The 18857-nt window shown below is 44.7% G+C and carries 20 protein-coding genes; 18 read left to right on the top strand and 2 right to left on the bottom strand.

Annotated features, from left to right (window positions below; all coding sequences use genetic code 11):
- Positions 1-6: 6 nt before the first annotated feature.
- Positions 7-909 carry an ArsR/SmtB family transcription factor gene (locus AB4111_RS18215; RefSeq protein ID WP_442032656.1) on the bottom strand — a complete coding sequence of 301 codons (903 nt, stop codon included), beginning with the start codon at positions 907-909 and terminating at the stop codon, positions 7-9.
- 184 nt (positions 910-1093) lie between these two features.
- Between AB4111_RS18215 and AB4111_RS18210 the strand changes: the two genes are divergently transcribed.
- The 11 genes from AB4111_RS18210 to AB4111_RS18160 all read left to right on the top strand — a co-directional run bounded on the left by AB4111_RS18210 (position 1094) and on the right by AB4111_RS18160 (position 9103).
- On the top strand, positions 1094-2584 hold the full coding sequence (locus AB4111_RS18210; protein ID WP_442032655.1) for a glycoside hydrolase family 43 protein: 1491 nt from the start codon (positions 1094-1096) through the stop codon (positions 2582-2584).
- Between the two features lie 160 nt (positions 2585-2744).
- Complete coding sequence (locus AB4111_RS18205) at positions 2745-3290, top strand: GrpB family protein (protein ID WP_442032654.1); 546 nt, start codon at positions 2745-2747, stop codon at positions 3288-3290.
- A 41-nt stretch (positions 3291-3331) separates the two neighbouring features.
- A complete protein-coding gene (locus AB4111_RS18200) occupies positions 3332-3754 on the top strand; it encodes a hypothetical protein (protein WP_442032653.1) in 423 nt (140 codons plus the stop codon).
- A gap of 29 nt (positions 3755-3783) precedes the next feature.
- Complete coding sequence (locus tag AB4111_RS18195; RefSeq protein WP_442032652.1) at positions 3784-4065, top strand: hypothetical protein; 282 nt, start codon at positions 3784-3786, stop codon at positions 4063-4065.
- A 16-nt stretch (positions 4066-4081) separates the two neighbouring features.
- On the top strand, positions 4082-4618 hold the full coding sequence (locus AB4111_RS18190) for a GNAT family N-acetyltransferase (protein ID WP_442032651.1): 537 nt from the start codon (positions 4082-4084) through the stop codon (positions 4616-4618).
- 28 nt (positions 4619-4646) lie between these two features.
- Positions 4647-5126 (top strand): DinB family protein, encoded by a 480-nt coding sequence (locus AB4111_RS18185; protein ID WP_442032650.1) that lies wholly within the window; start codon positions 4647-4649, stop codon positions 5124-5126.
- 40 nt (positions 5127-5166) lie between these two features.
- Positions 5167-6039: an aminoglycoside phosphotransferase family protein gene (locus AB4111_RS18180; protein WP_442032649.1), complete on the top strand. Its 873-nt coding sequence runs from the start codon at positions 5167-5169 to the stop codon at positions 6037-6039.
- 137 nt (positions 6040-6176) lie between these two features.
- On the top strand, positions 6177-6524 hold the full coding sequence (locus AB4111_RS18175) for a hypothetical protein (protein ID WP_083657139.1): 348 nt from the start codon (positions 6177-6179) through the stop codon (positions 6522-6524).
- Positions 6525-6763: 239 nt separating this feature from the next.
- On the top strand, positions 6764-7765 hold the full coding sequence (locus AB4111_RS18170; protein WP_442032648.1) for an endo-1,4-beta-xylanase: 1002 nt from the start codon (positions 6764-6766) through the stop codon (positions 7763-7765).
- Between the two features lie 198 nt (positions 7766-7963).
- Positions 7964-8134, top strand: coding sequence for a hypothetical protein (locus AB4111_RS18165; RefSeq protein WP_347397592.1), 171 nt, complete (start codon positions 7964-7966; stop codon positions 8132-8134).
- Between the two features lie 150 nt (positions 8135-8284).
- The gene (locus tag AB4111_RS18160) at positions 8285-9103 is read left to right on the top strand and encodes a purine-nucleoside phosphorylase (protein WP_442032647.1); all 819 of its coding nucleotides are present in this window, start codon (positions 8285-8287) and stop codon (positions 9101-9103) included.
- A 120-nt stretch (positions 9104-9223) separates the two neighbouring features.
- On the opposite strand, the gene AB4111_RS18155 is transcribed toward AB4111_RS18160, so the two are convergent.
- Positions 9224-10300 (bottom strand): LacI family DNA-binding transcriptional regulator, encoded by a 1077-nt coding sequence (locus AB4111_RS18155; RefSeq protein ID WP_442032646.1) that lies wholly within the window; start codon positions 10298-10300, stop codon positions 9224-9226.
- A gap of 539 nt (positions 10301-10839) precedes the next feature.
- Between AB4111_RS18155 and AB4111_RS18150 the strand changes: the two genes are divergently transcribed.
- From AB4111_RS18150 to AB4111_RS18120, 7 genes are all read left to right on the top strand, one after another.
- Positions 10840-11700 (top strand): ABC transporter permease, encoded by an 861-nt coding sequence (locus AB4111_RS18150; RefSeq protein ID WP_339243173.1) that lies wholly within the window; start codon positions 10840-10842, stop codon positions 11698-11700.
- A 16-nt stretch (positions 11701-11716) separates the two neighbouring features.
- Entirely contained in the window at positions 11717-12598 is an 882-nt protein-coding gene (locus AB4111_RS18145; protein ID WP_036617174.1) for a carbohydrate ABC transporter permease, read from the top strand.
- A 55-nt stretch (positions 12599-12653) separates the two neighbouring features.
- Positions 12654-14261: an ABC transporter substrate-binding protein gene (locus tag AB4111_RS18140; RefSeq protein WP_442032645.1), complete on the top strand. Its 1608-nt coding sequence runs from the start codon at positions 12654-12656 to the stop codon at positions 14259-14261.
- 25 nt (positions 14262-14286) lie between these two features.
- On the top strand, positions 14287-15759 hold the full coding sequence (locus AB4111_RS18135; RefSeq protein WP_442032644.1) for a glycoside hydrolase family 32 protein: 1473 nt from the start codon (positions 14287-14289) through the stop codon (positions 15757-15759).
- 28 nt (positions 15760-15787) lie between these two features.
- Complete coding sequence (locus AB4111_RS18130; protein ID WP_442032643.1) at positions 15788-16687, top strand: ROK family protein; 900 nt, start codon at positions 15788-15790, stop codon at positions 16685-16687.
- 250 nt (positions 16688-16937) lie between these two features.
- Positions 16938-17378: a GNAT family N-acetyltransferase gene (locus AB4111_RS18125; RefSeq protein WP_442032642.1), complete on the top strand. Its 441-nt coding sequence runs from the start codon at positions 16938-16940 to the stop codon at positions 17376-17378.
- A 214-nt stretch (positions 17379-17592) separates the two neighbouring features.
- Positions 17593-18828 (top strand): MFS transporter, encoded by a 1236-nt coding sequence (locus AB4111_RS18120; protein WP_442032641.1) that lies wholly within the window; start codon positions 17593-17595, stop codon positions 18826-18828.
- Positions 18829-18857 lie beyond the last annotated feature (29 nt).

The raw sequence follows: 18857 nt of genomic DNA, 5'->3' as shown, positions 1-18857 counted from the left end.
AAAAAATTAACCCAATACACGAATAACAATATCCTGATCATGATTACCAAAACCGGCACCATAAATCGTTAATCCGCCTACGTTGGGGCTTTCCTCGTCAACTGTAAATCGAAGCGTCCAGAATGGCTCATCCAGCTTAATATCCGCAAGTGTGATGTCAGACATCCGCTCTCCATCCATGTAAGTACCGGAGGTATCGATACGGATGGTCTTCAATAATCCATACTGATTCACATTGCGATGCCACCATTCTGGTGTATACTTGCCTCGCGCTGCTCTGCCGAAGTCGGCAGGGCTTGTCCACGTTCCAAGCGGAATACCGTTAAAGGTGAATTGAATATCTGAAGGCCAATGGTCCCGCAATCCCGGAGCTTCAGATGCCAGTTCCATTGAAATCTCTATTGCATCTGTAGTCTCGTCAGGAAGTAAGAAATTAGATGTTTTATACTCAACATAACCTTTCCCAAACCACAGAATTGCAGCGTGTACCCGCTCGGGATCAAGGAAGTAACGCGGATCATCCCACACGCCGATCTCTTTCTCAAGTGTGCCTAGCCCACAGGTAGGGTGAATATCAAAAGCAGTATAGTGACCGACGGATATCGTCTGCTCTCTGGTTCGTGAAGTTCGATTGACGGATGGCAGCTCAATCTCAATATGATTTTGCTTGAGGTAACATAATTTGTGTGTTCCTCCGTTGATCCGAACGCGTCTGCTCCCAATGAGACCCGCATCCTCCAGTTTACGAATGTGCATCGTGACAATGGACGGGCTAAGCTCTAATGCTGCCGCAATATCTTTCACATTCTTCTCACGATCTGCAATCATATCCATGATTCTCCATCTGACTTCGCTTGCCAGCGCCTCATATAAAGGAAGGAACCGGGGCTCTCCATTTGCTTTGATCATCTGTACAACAACTCCCTACTCTCAATCTTCTAAAATCACATATATATTAATTTAATTAAATTAGCTCGAAGATGCAATCCAGATTCATTGCAAGTTTATGGCTAATGGTGTTTAATTTTTTTTAGTTGCTACAAAGTTAAATTCTTATATTTGTGAATTATAAAATAAGAGATGGAGTGGAGTAATGAGATACAATAACCCTGTTGTAAAAGGTTTCTATCCAGACCCTAGTGTGATTAAAGTCAACGATACGTACTATATGGTGTGCAGTTCTTTTCAATACTTTCCGGGCGTGCCGCTCTTTGAAAGCAAGGATTTGTTGAATTGGAAGCAGATTGGTCATTGCCTCACTCGTAAAAGCCAGATTCAGCTCGAGACGGTGAATAGCTCCGGAGGCGTATTTGCTCCAACGATCAGGCATAATGACGGGCGTTTTTATATGGTCACAACCAACGATACGACGCATCAGAATTTTTATGTCTGGACGGACGATATCTACGGAGAATGGTCTGAACCTATCTATGTGGATCAAGGTGGAATCGATCCGGATTTGTATTTTGAAGACGGAAAGACCTTGTTTATGAGTAACGGGGTTGATGATCAAGGCATTGGCGGGATTGTCCAGAGTGAGATTGAGATTGAAACAGGTCGCAAATTGACGCCAGGTCGGACCATCTGGAACGGAACAGGTGGACGATATCTGGAAAGTCCGCATCTGTATAAAATGAACGGCTACTATTACCTGCTTGCAGCCGAAGGCGGCACCGAATATGGTCATATGGTTACGTATGCTCGAGGCACTTCTTCTTCAGGTCCATTTGAAGCTTATGCGCACAATCCGGTTCTGACCAATCGCAATCTGGGCGGTTATGAGCTTCAGGGTGTGGGGCATGGTGATCTGGTTCAGGATGATCGGGGGAACTGGTGGCTCTTTCACCTGGGATTCCGACAGATTGGCAGATGGGCTACGTACCATCATCTGGGCCGTGAGGTGTTCCTGACGCCAATTACATTTGATGAAGACGGATGGTTTACAGCCGGGCATGAAGGCACGACACTGACGAGTTTTGAGACTAATCGTATTCCTGAAACGGTGATCCAGCAGGATAAGAAGCATTATACGTTTGAAAATACAAACTGGAACCTCGACTGGTGTTACCTTCGTCATCCGAATACAGAGCATTATCAGCTTGAATCAGACAAGCTTACGCTAACAGGGACCGATGTAACGCTGGACGTTCCAGCATCTCCGACGTTCATCGGGTTACGTCAGAAAGACTTTAATGCCACCATCTCAGTCGATGTTAGTCTGACAAGTGGAGAAGCCGGTATCACCATCTATATGGATGAAAATCATCATTATGAAGTGGCTATTCGTCAGGAGCAGGATGGCTATAAGGTGATTGAGCGTCTGAATATCGGTGATATCAAATCCATTGAACATGGAGTGGATCTGGGAAATAAACAGCATGCAACGCTGGTCATCCGCTCAAGTCAGGAACGCTACAGCTTCTTGTTTCAAGCAGAGGATGAAGAGATTCTGCTAGGTACGGCACAGACGAGATATCTTTCCTCGGAAGTAGCAGGAGGATTCACAGGCGTACTTATTGGTTTATACGCGAGTGGACAAGATGCTTCGGCTGAGTTTACCAATTTCAAGTGTGAATATCATTAAGAAGTGAAGAGGAGGGCCTAAGGGACCTTCCCTTTTTTTTGATTTATGAGAAACTAAATATTATCTATATGGCATCACTAAATAATCTAACTGTAACAAAAGGTTGAAAGAACGTGTTATTTAATTATATGGCTTGATTGAATAACCAAGGAGGAGTTGTATGGAGGATCAATGGAGAATTGCAAAGTATGATCCGGCATGGCGTGATTTGTTTCTCGAAACGGGTTCGAAATTAAGAGCAGCATTAGGAGAAAAGGCTGTGCGGATCGATCATGTTGGCTCTACTTCAATTGTCGGAATGGACGCTAAACCTATTATCGATATACAAATATCTGTTTCTAATTATGAGAATCTGTTGGACTACAAGCGTGAGATCGAAACCGTCGGATTTGTATTCAGAGCAGATAATCCAGATCAGACCAAACGTTACTTTCGGGAAGTGCCAGGGAGTAGAAGGATACATACGCACGTTAGACAGGCAGGAGGTTTCTCCGAGCAGATGACCTTGCTGTTCAGAGACTATCTAAGGGAGCATCCAGAAGATTGTTTGAAATATGCGGAAGAAAAGCACAGACTCATGTCATTGTATAAAGATCAGCGTCCCAAGTATGTTGAAGGAAAAGGACCGACGGTGTGGAGCATATTACAGAAAGCACATATTTGGTCTCAAGAAATTGGATGGCAACCGGCAAAATCTGATGCATGAGCACATCCAATGAATAGAGATAACTCTATTGGAGTGATCACATGAGCATGGGAAGGAAGCTGATAACAACCGTTCTAACCATCATTTGTTTTACTTTGGCTGCAAGTCTCATATCAATGAATGAATCATACAGTTTTGATTTTTACATTATTATTTATCTGGTATACGCGACTCCGCTGATCCTATTGATCGGGCTGCCGTTATCGATATTGCTGGACTATCTTCTCAGCCGAATACAATTCGTTAATCATGTGTTGTATCTAAGTACAAGGATATTAGGTTATGCATGTGCTGGAGTTTTAGGTATGTATATCTATTATGTGCTCATGGGGGCAGGGGAAGAAATACTGAATATCAAAGAGACGTTAGTTCTGACCTTATTCGGCGTCCTTGCTGCTATTCTATTTGTACTGATTGATATGGGATTGGAAGTTTGGTTAAAGATGCGAAGCAGAAAGAGTTGAATTAAATTGATTCGTCAGGAGGAGAGGTATTGGCAATTAACAAAAGAATAATGAATCTATCAGCCTGGCTTGCTGTATTAGCCGTCATATGTATTCCTGGAACTTTATATACAGATGATGGACCGCTCCGAACAGAGTATGGTTTCCCGATCCGATTCTTTACGGATTATCATGATGCCAACTCGGACGGAACAATCTGGTTTATATCTGGCATCTCTTTAAATGTACTTCTATATTTGTTCAATGTCCTGTTTATTTATGCAGGTATTCATGTAATCTTGTATATAAAAAAGAAATTAACTAGAACGTAAAGATGGAGTGATGACGATGAAACAACTTCCAGTAGAATGGAACTCAGACAGGCTCATGATTTCGGACGTGAAAGAGTCTGATATTCCTGAACTTGAGTCCATATATGAGACTAGTCGGTACCTACATCAATGGGATGGACGAGAGCATGATCTGGATTATGTGAAAAAATGTTTTGAAGAAGGCCACCTTCCGCCGGGAGGCAGGCTGGAGAATTATCGAATTCAATCCATTCGCACGAATGAGGATGACCGCTATATTGGTTTGTTAAGTGTGTACCATGGGTATCCCTCCGAGGATTCAATCTATCTCGAATTTTTATATATCCAGAGCGAGATCCAGAAGCAGGGATATGGACAAGAATTAATTCAGGCACTGACTCTCCATTGTTCCGAGCTAAGTTACAAGGAAATTCGAATTAACGTGGCGCTCAAAAATTGGCCTGCATTACGCTTCTGGATCAAATCCGGATTTAGTCAGATCAGCGGAATTTATGGTGATCTTGAACATTCTACTGATACCTTTGCCAATACAGAATTGATCAAATCTCTCTGAAAGCACAAATGAAAAGGGGAATATACCAATGGAAACTTTCTTTCGTTACAACTGGATCGTGCGTGAGCAATGGTATGTCTGGTGTGAAGATGTACCGCTTGAAGAATTGCTTCGGCCTCGTACGGGCGGAGTAGGTAACATATTACAAACGTTGTTTCATATCATTGATGTAGAGTGGAGCTGGCTTCAGTTGCTTCAGGGCAAACCGGATGTTGCGGAAGATTTTGCAAACTACCAGAACCTTGAGGCGGTAAGGCGATTCGATCACAAGTTACGTCCGGATGTGGAGGCATTTGTAACAGCATGGGAGCCGAGTATGGAAAAACGAGCTTATATTGATCATCGCTCAGGTGGCAATGTCGCTACAGATTCATGGGGAGAAGTCATGCGACATGTGATCGCCCATGAGATTCACCATATGGGACAGCTATCGGTATGGGCCAGAGAATTGGGCAAGCAGCCGGTATCCGCCAATGTCATTGGCAAAGGACTTATTCTACCTGACTAAATGGAAAGATCGGCAGGAGATGGAAGGATGGAGGGGAACGATGATTACCGGACTTAGCCAGATAGATTGGATACAACTGGATGATCGTGTCCAGCAGGTGATTGAACAGGAGCTTCAGATCATTCCCTTGTCACCTGGACTGGAAGCTAGTGTAATGAGAATTGAAATGGGTGAGCAGCGGTACGTATTGAAGGTCTGGGACAAGGATTCCAAGCCGGATATCGCCAAACAATATCGATTATTATCCAAGCTCTATCAAAGTGGAATTGGTGTTTCTCAGCCCTGCGGTTGGGGATTAGACGACCAACAGAATCAGGTGCTGTTAACGAACTATGATGGAGAGCCGGTTACCCAATTAACACAACCCAAACTGACACAGTTGGCTGAGCGATTAATGGAGGTTCATCGTTATCCGGTGAATAGAATGGGTGCTGGAGAAGATGAAGCATACATATCCAGATGCGATTTTGTTGAATACTTTTTTCCTCAGATTGAGTCACATGGAGATATAAATGATCTTCTAGCAAACTTGACCCAGCATGTCCAGATCAGACAGGAATGTCTGATTCATGGCGATTATAATCTGGGAAACATTCTTGAAATGGACGACCACTACACCATTATCGATTGGACCAATGGGCAATACGGTGATCCAAGGTACGATATGGCATGGTCTGTTTTTCTTATCACCATCTATAATGGGGTAAGTTACGGCGAGATGTATCGGGCTGCATTTGCATGTTCTGCAAGTTACACGTATACGCAGGAAGAAGGGCGGGTCTTTGAAGCCATAGCATGCCTGCGCTGGATTCTGTTAAGGCGCGTTGGGCATGTACCCATGGGGCCAGATGTAATGGAAAGGGTTCACAGCATGGCTGTGCATAATCCATATTTGAATGAACACCTGCTGTAATCATAGTCACGGAATATCAATGACGACAGTATACGATTGAATGAGAGTAAGACCGCATTTGTGTGAATAAAATAAACAGCCCCTGTCCTAAATTAGCGATCCTCGCATACCTATGTTAATAGAGGAGCGTGATCGATATGGAGCAGAAAGTACAAACCTACTTTGACCTGAAGCAGCAGCAAAAAGATATTGAGCAGCAGTTGTCTGTACTACGAGATGAGATTGTCGCGTATTGTGCAGAACAAGGGGTCTATGAGACGCAGGTTGGTGGTTACACCGTGAAAACAGTGCTGCAGAACCGGAAGGAATACGATGATCAGAAGCTGTATGCTTCTCTTCCAGACCCGGACATCTGGCGATTGTTGTCCAAGGTCGACAGCCATAAGCTGAAAAGCCTCATCAAGCTGAACATTCTGTCCGAGGAGCAAATTAACCCGGCATGTACAGTGAAACAGGTGACCTTATTACAGGTGGACAAGCTGTAACGCTTCATACTATCTTCGTATAGCAGTTGAATTTAAATAACATCACGATCACAAAGCACCTTCGAAGAAATGTTCTGTTGCGATGAGCAGCGGAACGAACGTGGAGGTGTTTTTGTTTTGCGAACAGGGCCCAGGATTCATAAATAGTTAAATATGAGGGGGAAGAAGTATAATTTGTTCATTGTAAGCGCATTCAACAAAAGATATGATGAATAAAACTGGGCAGGGAGGAATTGTAAATGCCAACAGAAATTCCATCACTACATGCTGCGTACGCTAATACGTTCAAAATAGGTGCTGCTGTACATACAGGCATGTTGCAATCCGAAGGGGAATTTATCGCCAAACACTTCAATAGCATCACGGCTGAAAATCAGATGAAATTCGAAGAAATTCACCCGGAAGAGGAACGTTATACATTTGAGGCGGCAGATAAAATTATTGATTTTGCTGTTGCACAAGGAATTGGGGTTCGCGGACACACCCTTGTTTGGCACAATCAGACATCGAAATGGGTCTTTGAGGATAGCTCCGGTGCTCCCGCTTCCAGAGAATTGTTATTATCTCGCTTGAAGCAACATATCGATACGGTAGTAGGTCGGTATAAGGGGCATATATATGCGTGGGATGTCGTCAATGAAGCCGTTGAAGATAAGACTGACCTATTCATGCGGGACACGAAGTGGCTAGAGATTTTGGGAGAAGACTATCTGCTGCAAGCATTCAGTATGGCTCATGAAGCAGATCCCAATGCGCTTCTTTTCTATAATGACTACAATGAGACCGATCCGGTAAAACGGGAGAAGATATACAATCTGGTTCGGTCTTTGCTGGACAAGGGAGCGCCTGTACATGGAATAGGCATGCAGGGACATTGGAATATTCATGGTCCTTCGATTGAGGAGATCCGAATGGCTATTGAGCGTTATGCTTCACTCGATGTGCAATTGCATGTTACCGAGCTGGATATGTCGGTGCTCCGTTATGAGGATCGTCGAACCGATCTTACTGCACCAACTTCGGAGATGGCTGAGCTACAGGAGCGTCGATATGAAGAAATCTTCGATCTGTTCCGTGAGTATAAATCATCCATTACCTCTGTGACGTTCTGGGGAGTGGCCGACAATTATACTTGGTTAGACCACTTCCCAGTTCGCGGACGCAAAAATTGGCCCTTTGTTTTTGATCAACAGTTGCAGCCTAAGGAATCATTTTGGCGCATCATTAATCCTATGTCCTGAACATTAGGTAAGTGGAGAAAATCGGTCACGATGTGGCCGATTTTTTGCTGTACTCAATATACATTATAAAGACGGCTATTCCGTGTGTGATTGAACACCATATTCGTAGCTAAATCAAAATATGGTTCTATATGGAAATATATGATAGAGTAAGGTAAGAAATGGCGACCAAATTCTGTCCTGAAAAGAGATGAGAAGATGGATTACATCCGCAACTATTTAATTACTTTTGCCGGGAACTTTACATTTAGTTATTATATCTTTGAAGAGGGCACTTTTGCCAAACCGCTGATGTTTGCTACATTCATGCTGTTGCTGATCATGACAATCGATTACATGAAAAGTAGAAACAAATATACATTGGAATAGGGTATGTCCATGTTTTTAAACGATTCTGGAGCGCAGGGTCGTTTTTTTATTGCAGATAGAACAGCTTCCATTTACATCAGGACCATTGTTCATTACACTTGATAAGTAAGACCTCATTAACTCAATTGAGATCATCAGGAGGATATCATTATGCATCAATCCGAACATATTCAGGAAGCAAGAGATTACATATTAAACCGAATCCATTCCAAACCGGCCATAGGCATGATTCTGGGTTCGGGGCTGGGAGCGCTCGCGGACGAGATTGAAAATGCGACGGTTATTCCTTACACAGAAATTCCTTATTTTGCACAATCCGAGGCAATCGGTCATGCCAATGAATTGGTTATTGGTGAACTGATGGGCAAAACGGTTGTAGCGATGAAAGGCCGCCTTCATTACTATGAAGGGTTTACATTGGATGAAGTGACTTTCCCTGTTCGTATCATGAAGGCGCTGGGTGTCGAGCAGTTGCTTATCACCAATGCCTGCGGAGCCATCAACACAAGCTTTGAGCCGGGACAACTGATGCTGATTACAGATCATATTAACTTGGTGGGCAACAACCCGTTGATGGGACCGAATAATGCTGAACTGGGTGTGCGCTTCCCGGACGTATCACAGGTATACAATCGCGAGCTTCGCAGCATTGCGCTTAAGGTTGCAGAAGAGCAAAATGTTGGTCTGCAGCAAGGTGTCTATGCATGGTGGAGTGGTCCGGCATATGAGACACCAGCAGAGATTCGCATGATTCGTACGATGGGTGCGGATGCAGTGGGGATGTCTACGGTACCTGAAGCCATCGTTGCCATCCATGGCGGTATGAAGGTACTGGGCATCTCCTGTCTGACCAATATGGCCTGTGGCATTCTGGATCAGCCGTTAAGTCATGACGAAGTCATTGAAGTGGCTGCCCAAGTGAAAACAACCTTTATTGGTTTGGTAAAAGGCATCTTGAAAGAAATCTAATCGCGAGATGATTTCTATTCTAGGCCGCGCTGGATAGGATAGAGTTTCCATCCAGCCAAGTCGAAACCACAAAAAAACGTATGCTTCACGAGCTGTTACTCGTGAGACATACGTTTTTTTTTATTTTGCAGAACTATGAACCATCTGAGAAGGATCGGCCATGATTGCTGGCGTAGACTCCCTGATGATGGGATTGGTTACAATATGGGAGACCTGATACGGCTGTGTCGGGCTATTAATCCGGGATAACAGCATCTCCGCAGCCTTGATGCCCATCTCATTGCTGTAAATATGAACTGTCGTTAATGCAGGCTCAATAATTCGGGATTGGGGGGCATTATCGAATCCGCATATCGCAACATCCTGTGGTACAGCGACATTTCTGGCTTTCAAAGCCCTAATCAGATCGACTGCTAAAAAATCATTAGCGCATACGTAAGCGGAAGGTAAGGAAGTCAGCTCTGCGACCCGCTGGTTCAACCATCCTGGCTTGGAGAAGCATAGGCGATCATTATCTACAATGCAATGAGATAGGTCTACCTGCAACCCCGATTCGAGCATAGCCCGGTGATATCCAACCCATCGTTCATTAAAGCTCTTGCAGTGATTGTAATCTCCAACGAATCCGATACTTGTGTAGCCGCTCTCAATTAATTTTGTGGTTATCTGATAGATGCTGTGTTCATTCTCCATAAGGAGCAAATCTGCCTGAAATTCGGGATAACATATGTTGGAAGCGCAATCGATAAAGATCGTGGGGATGCCCAGATCGGTAATCAGCTGAGTGTATTCCAGATCAAATAATTCAATGCAAATGATGCCGTCTACTTTGGCAATATCAAAATTGTTGGGAAGTGTAAGCGCATCTTGATCTTCTTCACGCACGATATGAATCGAGAGATTGTATCCCTCCGCACTGATTCTTTTCTCCAAACCGCTGATTAACAACGAACCAAAGTGAGATGTATTAGGCAGATTTTCAGTTAACAAGGCGATATTGCCCGGGGCCTTGGTTAGAACAAGCTCATTTTCCATATAGGCGAACTGTTTATATTTAAGTTCAATTGCTTTTTTAATTACACGGTTTCTAGTCTCATCCGGGATGTTTCCGCTATCGTTCAATGCTTTGGAAGCCGTATTCCTGGAGATCCCCAAAGCATCAGCAATGTCTTGTATCGTGACTTTTTCCTTTGCCATCTCATGCTTCACCTCTACTAATCAATAGTCATCCATATTCTTCTCTAAGTCAAATGTATAATAGAACGGGACAAATAGCAATCTTTACTTTACAAATGCACAATTTTGTTTACAATTCGAAACATACATCTCATTTACATGATTATTCCAAAATTTTTGTTACAAGTGTAATGTGATTGGATGAATATCAGCGGTGATAAAGAAATATCTATGTTTATATCACCGATTCAGTGCGAATTATATGCAATTTCAGTGCGATTTAGTTACATTAATGCAAAGATAAAATAATCAAATGCACAAATATTTTTTACAAAACGTATTGACTAAATCCGTTGAAACCTGATAAATTGTAAATTATTAAATAGGCAATTGTAAATGTTGAAAGCCCTTACCGAAAACAATTGTCAACTTCTAGAATGAACGGGGGTATCGTGTTGGATAACATAGCCGACAGCAAAAAGGGCGAAGGAAGGGTACTGAAAGTGAGGACGACAAGCGGTCATAGGTTGCAGCAACTCAAAAAAAATTACTTTTTATATATGTTGCTTGCACCAGCCTTAATTTTGACTCTTATCTTCAAGTACATTCCGATGTACGGAGCCATCATTGCGTTTAAGGATTTCAGTCCGATCAAAGGCATCATGGGAAGTGATTGGGTAGGACTGAAGCATTTTGAGAAATTTATAGCTTCACCCAATTTCGATATCATTTTAATGAATACGCTTAAACTCAGCTTTTTGGGATTGATATTCAGTTTCCCGGTGCCCATTTTGCTGGCACTCATGCTGAATCAGGTACGCAAAGCTGGCGTGAAGAAAAATATCCAGTTGTTTCTGTATGCACCTAATTTCATCTCGGTTGTTGTCGTGGTAGGTATGTTGTTCATCTTCCTCTCACCGACAGGCCCAATTAATCAATTAGCCACATGGATTACAGGTCAGCCGATCATGTTCATGTCTGAACCGGAATATTTCCGCTGGATCTACATTTTGTCCGATATCTGGACCGGAGCCGGCTGGGCTTCCATCATATACGTTGCGGCTTTGGCCAATGTTGACCCCGAGCTTCACAATGCGGCTAATCTGGATGGAGCCAATCTCCTTCAGCGTATTCGCCACATTGATCTTCCAACGATTCGCCCGATTATGGCCATCGTCTTTATCCTGGCAGCTGGGGGCATTATGTCCATTGGATTTGAGAAGGCCTATCTGATGCAGACATCGATGAACCTGCCTTCCTCCGAGATTATTGCCACGTATGTCTACAAAGTGGGGTTGCAGTCTGGAGACTACGCTTATTCTGCGGCTGTGGGATTGTTCAACTCGGTTATCAATGTGATTTTGCTGGTGACGGTGAATCTGATCGTGAAGAAATTGAATGAAGGCGAAGGCCTCTATTAGGAAAGGAGTATTATCCATGGTTGTTAAACACACAGGGATGGATCGATTGATCCTCACACTCAATGCCATTTTTCTCACTTGTGCTGTACTGGTTGTGGTTGTTCCCCTGATTTATATTGTTATCGCCTCATTCATGGACCCCACTGTGCTATTGAATCGTGGACTGTCCTTCAATGTATCGGATTGGAGTCTGGACGGATATCAGATGATTTTGTCTAATCCAGCCATGATCCGGGGGTTTGCAAATGCGGTATTGTACTCGGTTTCTTTTGCACTGATCACTGTGACCGTATCCATATTTGCAGGTTATGCATTGTCGGATGATAGGCTCGCGGGACGTGGTTTTTTCATGATTATCTTTATCATTACGATGTTTTTCGGCGGGGGATTAATACCGACCTATCTACTTATTCGTAATCTCGGCATGCTGGATACGGTGTGGGCGATCATTATCCCTGGAGCCGTTAACGTCTGGAACATCATTCTCTCCAGAACCTTTTTCAAAGGAGTCCCTCGAGAACTGAAAGAAGCCGCAAACGTGGATGGCGCTTCCGAGATGAAGATTTTCTTCCAGATCGTCATTCCGTTGTCGAAGCCCATCATATTTGTACTCGCCCTCTATGCGTTCGTTGGGCAATGGAATTCCTACTTTGATGCGATGATCTATCTGGATAATCCGAATCTCCATCCGTTACAGCTCGTCCTGCGCTCCATTCTGATTCAGAATCAGGCTGCACCAGGCATGATCAGTGACCAACTCGCGATGGCGGAACTGAAAAGGCTCTCCGAGATGATTAAATATTCAGCCATTGTCATTTCGAGTCTGCCCCTCATCATCATGTACCCGTTCTTCCAGAAGTACTTCGAAAAAGGTGTCATGGTCGGTTCCCTCAAATAGTGAACAGCCTGCGATACAGTAAGTTGATCCAATCCAACTCATGGAGGTCATTAATATGAAAAAAGTGAACAAGTCCAGAAAAGCCGTTACAACGGCATCCATTTCCATGTTATCTGCAATGCTCTTTCTAACCGCCTGTGGCGGGGGTGGAGGAGGCGCAGCAAGTGAGGCGCAATCACCTGATGGCAAGGTGACATTGAATTTTATAACACAGAGCTCTCCGCTGGCTCCCGCTGATCCAAACGACAAGCTGATTAACAAGCGACTCGAAGAGAAAACCAATGTGCATATCAACTGGAAGAACTATACGAGTGATGTGTTTGCAGAAAAAAGAAATCTGGCGGTTGCCAGCGGTGATTTGCCGGATGCCATTTTTGATGCAGGTTATGGGGATTATGATCTCCTGAAACTGGCGAAGGACGGGGCGATCATTCCACTTGAAGACATGATTGAACAACACATGCCCAATCTGAAAAAGGTGCTGGAGGAAGCTCCTGAATACAAGAGCATGATTACAGCTCCGGACGGACATATCTATTCATTCCCATGGATTGAAGAACTCGGAAGTGGCAAACAACGAATTCAGGCAGTGGATAACTTGCCCTGGATTAATGTGGAATGGCTGAACAAGCTCGGACTGAAGATGCCGACGACTACCGAAGAGTTGAAAGAAGTACTGATCGCGTTCAAAACCCAAGATCCTAACGGCAACGGCAAGGCTGACGAAATTCCACTGTCTTTTATTAACAAACCAGGCGGAGAAGATCTGACATTTCTCTTTGCCGCATTTGGACTCGGGGAGAACTGGGATCATACCGTAGTAACGAATGAAGGGAAAGTAGTCTTCACAGCAGCCGATGCAGGTTACAAGGAAGCAGTTAAGTACATTCACGAACTGGTTCAGGAAGGTCTCATCGATGTTGAATCGTATCAGCAGGATTGGAACACGTATCTGGCAAAAGGCAAGGACAACAAGTACGGTATGTACTTCACATGGGATAAAGCCAACATTACAGGCATGAATGATACGTATGATGTTCTGCCTCCAATTGCCGGACCTGATGGAGAGATTAATGTCACAAGAACAAATGGCATCGGTCTTGATCGTGGTCGCATGGTCATTACCAGCAGCAATAAAAATTTGGAATCCACAGCAAAGTGGGTAGACCAATTGTACGATCCGCTCCAATCTGTGCAGAACAACTGGGGTACGTATGGAGACGAGAGTCAGCAAAATATATTTGAATTCGATGAAGCCAAGGGCATGTTGAAGCATCTTCCGCTGGAAGGCTCTGCACCTGTGGAACTCAGACAAAAGACAAGTATCGCGGGACCATTGGCCATTCTCGACAGTTATTATGACAAATACACCACCAAACCGGAAGATGCTGCATGGCGTATGGAACTGCTCGATAAATATATGGTTCCACACATGAAAGCAGATAACGTCTATCCAAGCGTGTTCTTCTCAATCGATGAACTCGACCGCCTTTCCACCATTGAGACTGATTTGTTCGCCTATGTGCTGCGTCTGCGTACAGAATGGTATCAGAACGGGAAAGTAGATCAGGAATGGGATGCTTATCTGAAAGAGCTGGATCGCCTTGGATTGCAAGAATGGCTACAGATTAAACAAGCGGGATATGACCGTAATAACCAATAAAGAAAAGTACGGAGGAGAAACCATAATGTCGACGATTCAACAACAAGATTACCGAAATGAATACCATTTTTCACCGAAAGAGAAGTGGATGAACGACCCTAACGGCATGGTGTTTTTCAATGGAGAGTATCATTTGTTCTATCAGCATCACCCACATGGAACCACATGGGGCCCCATGCACTGGGGCCATGCAGTGAGCAGGGACCTGATCTCCTGGGAGGAACTTCCGATAGCCTTACTCCCCGATGAGAATGGCACTATATTCTCGGGAAGCGCCGTAGTGGATTGGAAGAATACGACTGGATTCTTTCAGGGTGAGCCAGGACTGGTTGCTATTTTCACCCATCATCTTGAAGTTAAAAACCAAGATGCCATACAAACCCAGAGTCTGGCATATAGCAAAGACAGCGGCAGAACCTGGACCAAGTACGAGGGTAATCCGGTATTGAAGCATGAGTCCTTTGTTGATTTCCGTGATCCCAAAGTGTTCTGGCATGAGCAGACCAAAGAGTGGATTATGATTATCGCTTGTGGTCAAACGGTATGTCTGTATCGTTCTCCCAATCTGAAGGATTGGACGTTAGGAAGTGAATTTGGCGCCGGGATTGGTTCACACGATGGCGTGTGGGAATGCCCCGACCTGTTCCCACTTGCAGTGGATGGAGATTCAGGGCAGGAGAAATGGGTGATGCTCGTTAGCATCGGTGCAGATCCTGCTTTTATTGAAGGCTCCAGAACACAATATTTTACCGGAGATTTTGATGGAACTACATTTGTCCCAGACGAGGCATCCCATACGGTTCGCTGGATTGATTATGGTCGGGATAACTACGCAGGAGTTAGTTGGTCTGACGTTCCTGAGGAAGATGGAAGACGCCTCATTATCGGCTGGATGAGCAACTGGATGTATGCTAACCAGACGCCAACCAATAATTACCGTGGAGCAATGACCATTGCCCGGGAGTTGACACTGGAGACAAGAGCGGGAGAAGTTATATTGATTCAACGTCCTGCACGTGAACTTGAGCAAGCCCGTACGCCAGTATTGTCCCTACAGGATGCTTCGATTCAGCAAGTGAGTGAGCAGTTGAACGCTTTGCAACTAGTGAACTATGAGATCCATGCAGAGTGGGCTCAGGATCAGTCGTTCCATTTTGCGCTAAGAAGCGGCGCAGATCACGAGACGGTCGTTGGTGTAGACTCGATCCGAAGTGAAGTGTACGTTGATCGTAGTCGATCGGGCATCGGCAATTTTCATGAACTTTTCCTGAGCCGTCATACAGCTGAATTAAAAGAAGTGAATGGAAATCAAAGTTTGCGTATCTTTGTAGATCATTCATCTGTGGAGGTATTTGCAAATGATGGTCAGGCCGTTATTACGGATCTGATCTATCCCGATGTGGATTCCAAGGGCATCTTTGCTCATGCCGAAAATACTGATCTGGTATTCTCTTCACTTCATATCTATGAGATATCATCGCCTAAGGCTAAAGGTTAATTGTAATGAAGGGAAGGAGTGCAGAACGATGCGTATTGGAGCCATAGAAGCGGGCGGAACGAAGTTTGTATGTGGTGTAGGGAATGAGCATGGACACATAGAAGATCGGATCAGCTTTCCAACAGAACACCCTGAGACAACACTTACCAAGGTAATCGACTATTTCAGGGATAAAGGTGTGGAAGCCATGGGGATAGGCTCCTTTGGTCCGATTGATCTGCAACCGGATAGTCCGACCTATGGTTATATTACAACAACACCTAAGCCTGGGTGGGGGAACTGCAATGTGGTTGGAACCTTGAAGCATGAATTTCCGGTTCCTATCGGATGGGATACGGATGTGAATGCTGCCGCGCTGGGAGAAGTGACGTGGGGAGCAGCGCAAGGACTGGACAATTGTGTATATTACACGATTGGCACAGGCGTTGGTGTCGGACTTGTGGCAGGGGGCCAACGAGTACATGGGTTGTTACATCCCGAGGGTGGACATATTCGCACAAGACGCCATCCGGACGATCATTTTAATGGATTATGCCCTTATCATGGCGATTGCCTGGAGGGAATGGCAGCAGGGCCAGCCATTGAAGCTCGATGGAAGATCCCTGGTAGTGAACTGCCGGCAGATCATCCGGCGTGGGAGATCGAATCCTTTTACATTGCGGAGTCGATCACCACGGCCATCCTGTTTCATTCGCCGCAGAAGATCATCTTGGGTGGCGGTGTGATGCAGCAAGATCATCTGTTTCCACTGATCCGGGAGAGGGTTATACGGAATCTCAATGGTTACGTGAATGCTGCTCCAATCACGCAACATATTGACCAATATATCGTCCAGCCCGGATTAGGCCAACATGCAGGTCTATGTGGTGCGCTCGCATTGGGTCTGGAAGCATTGCAACATGCGGCACAAGTTTCACATGCTTCGTAGTTTTATTAAATAATGTGCATCCCGGAAGGGACGGCTGCGGATTCGCTTATTTGTATAAGCAAGACTGCACTGTCCTTTTTGGGCTTTTTTTTATTTTTTGAGGAGTTAATGAAGTTTGAAAAATATAATACATTCTAAAATCCGATGTTGCTCAAGTCAGCTGCCAAAGGTATGATTTTGAGTGTCTATCCCTATCGTGCGATAAGACATTCAAAATTTAGCGTGTCTTCAATGGAAAGGAACCCAATCTATGAACCAAATAATAATGCGTCAAGCTGTGCAGGCAGACCAAGAGCAACTCGCTGATTTAAGGGCGTTGGTATTATACGATGATCTAACCAGGTTGGGAAGGTACGATGATGTGAAAGTGCGTGAACGTTTCCGAAATACCTTCGACCCTGTCCATACGCGGATTATTGAAGTAAAGGGTTCAATGGTAGGTTGTGTCGCCTTGAAGCCCAAGGCTGAGGTATATCTATTGGAACATTTCTACATACATCCCGATTATCAGGGTCAGAGAATAGGAACTCAGGTGCTGAACATGCTGTTGGAACAGGATGAAGTTCAGGGGAAACAGGTTGTTTTAAATGTTTTGCAGGGAAGTCCTGCTCGGCGATTGTATGAACGATTTGGATTTATATTGGATAGTGAAGATGAGATCGATGTATTTATGTCGGTTCAATTGCAGTAATTTTTACTGTACATCTATATAAGTTGAACTATTCTTTTACACAGAAACGGAGAGGGCAGAAAAAAATCTGGGGATTACAACTTATCTAACAGACCCATTCATTTAATTGTTGAATGGGTCTATTGAACTTTTCTATTATACTTTCCGATGACGGTACCCTAATATGGATAATAACCTACTTTTTATATAGGAATTATATATTATGGAGAATGCCATGATGCCACAATGGAAGCGAAATCTGTATATTCTGTGGTTCGGCCTGTTTTTCAATCATATGGCGTACTCGCTGTCCGTTCCGTTCTTTCCTATATTCCTTCAAAATGATCTCGGTATCCAGAGTGGTCTGGAAGCTTGGTCCGGTATTTCGATCTCCATCAGCTTTCTGATCAGTGGATTATGCGCCCCCTTCTGGGGATCCATGGCTGATCGATATGGCAGTAAACTGATGCTGGTTCGTTCAGGAGTTGGGCTAGGCATTGCACATCTGGCTAACTTCTTTGTTTACGATCCATATACGTTTATTGCGGTGAGGGTCTTCCAGGGTCTTATGGCTGGTTTTCATCCCGCCTCGATTACACTGATCGGCACCAATACTCCGGAGAAACATGTGGGTTATGCACTTGGGGTGATCTCCACGGCCAGTGCTGCGGGCGGGATTCTTGGTCCTCTTGCCGGTGGTGTGTTGAGTCACTGGATTGGACTGCGGGGGTGTTTCATTGCATCGGCTGTCATTACATTGATCGCGGCTCTGATGGTCCTCGGTGTTAAGGAGGCACGACAAGCTCGTACAATCGTTCCAACGAAGATCATGGGGGATTTGAAAAGAGCAGCTTCCACGTCCGGCTTGATGCGAATCTACGGTTTGATTCTCCTAGTCTCGACCTCCGTGCTTATCATCGAACCGGTGCTAACGCTCTATGTCGTCCAGATTGGGGGAGATGTTGGCAGTGCAACACTTAGTGCGGGCATTGTCTTCTCGGCGATTGGTGTGGCTACCGTCATTATGGGACCCCGATGGGGGAAGATTGGTGGCAGGATCGGATACGAGAAAACGCTGTTTATCGGTCTGATCGGCGGTGGAATTGGCAGCCTGCTGCAAATGACAGCAACGAATCTGATTTATTTTGGCAGCCTGCGATTTGTCTATGGTCTGTTCTTTGCCGCGGTTTATCCTGCGCTTAATGCGCTGATCATCAAGTATGCTGATCACGACTTTCGTGGGAGGGCTGTCAGTCTGAGTCAGACGGCGAGTCAGTTCGGTATTGTACTCGGACCGTTAATCGGTGGTTTTCTGGGTGGATGGATCGGCATTCCGTTTATTTTTCTCTTCACAGGGATTGTGCTGCTGGGAGCGGCTTGGGCAGTCCGGGTAAGTGATGTGAAACCGGCGGATGCACCGGGATTAAGCATGGCAACATCAGAAGCTGGCGGAAACGGCATAAAGAAATGATGAAATGACTCTATAGATAAAAAGGATAT

The sequence above is a fragment of the Paenibacillus sp. 2KB_22 genome, from assembly GCF_052115745.1.
Taxonomy (GTDB): Bacteria; Bacillota; Bacilli; order Paenibacillales; family Paenibacillaceae; genus Paenibacillus.
The sequence above is the reverse complement of the archived record's forward strand: the minus strand, read 5'-3'. Positions and strand labels throughout refer to the sequence as shown.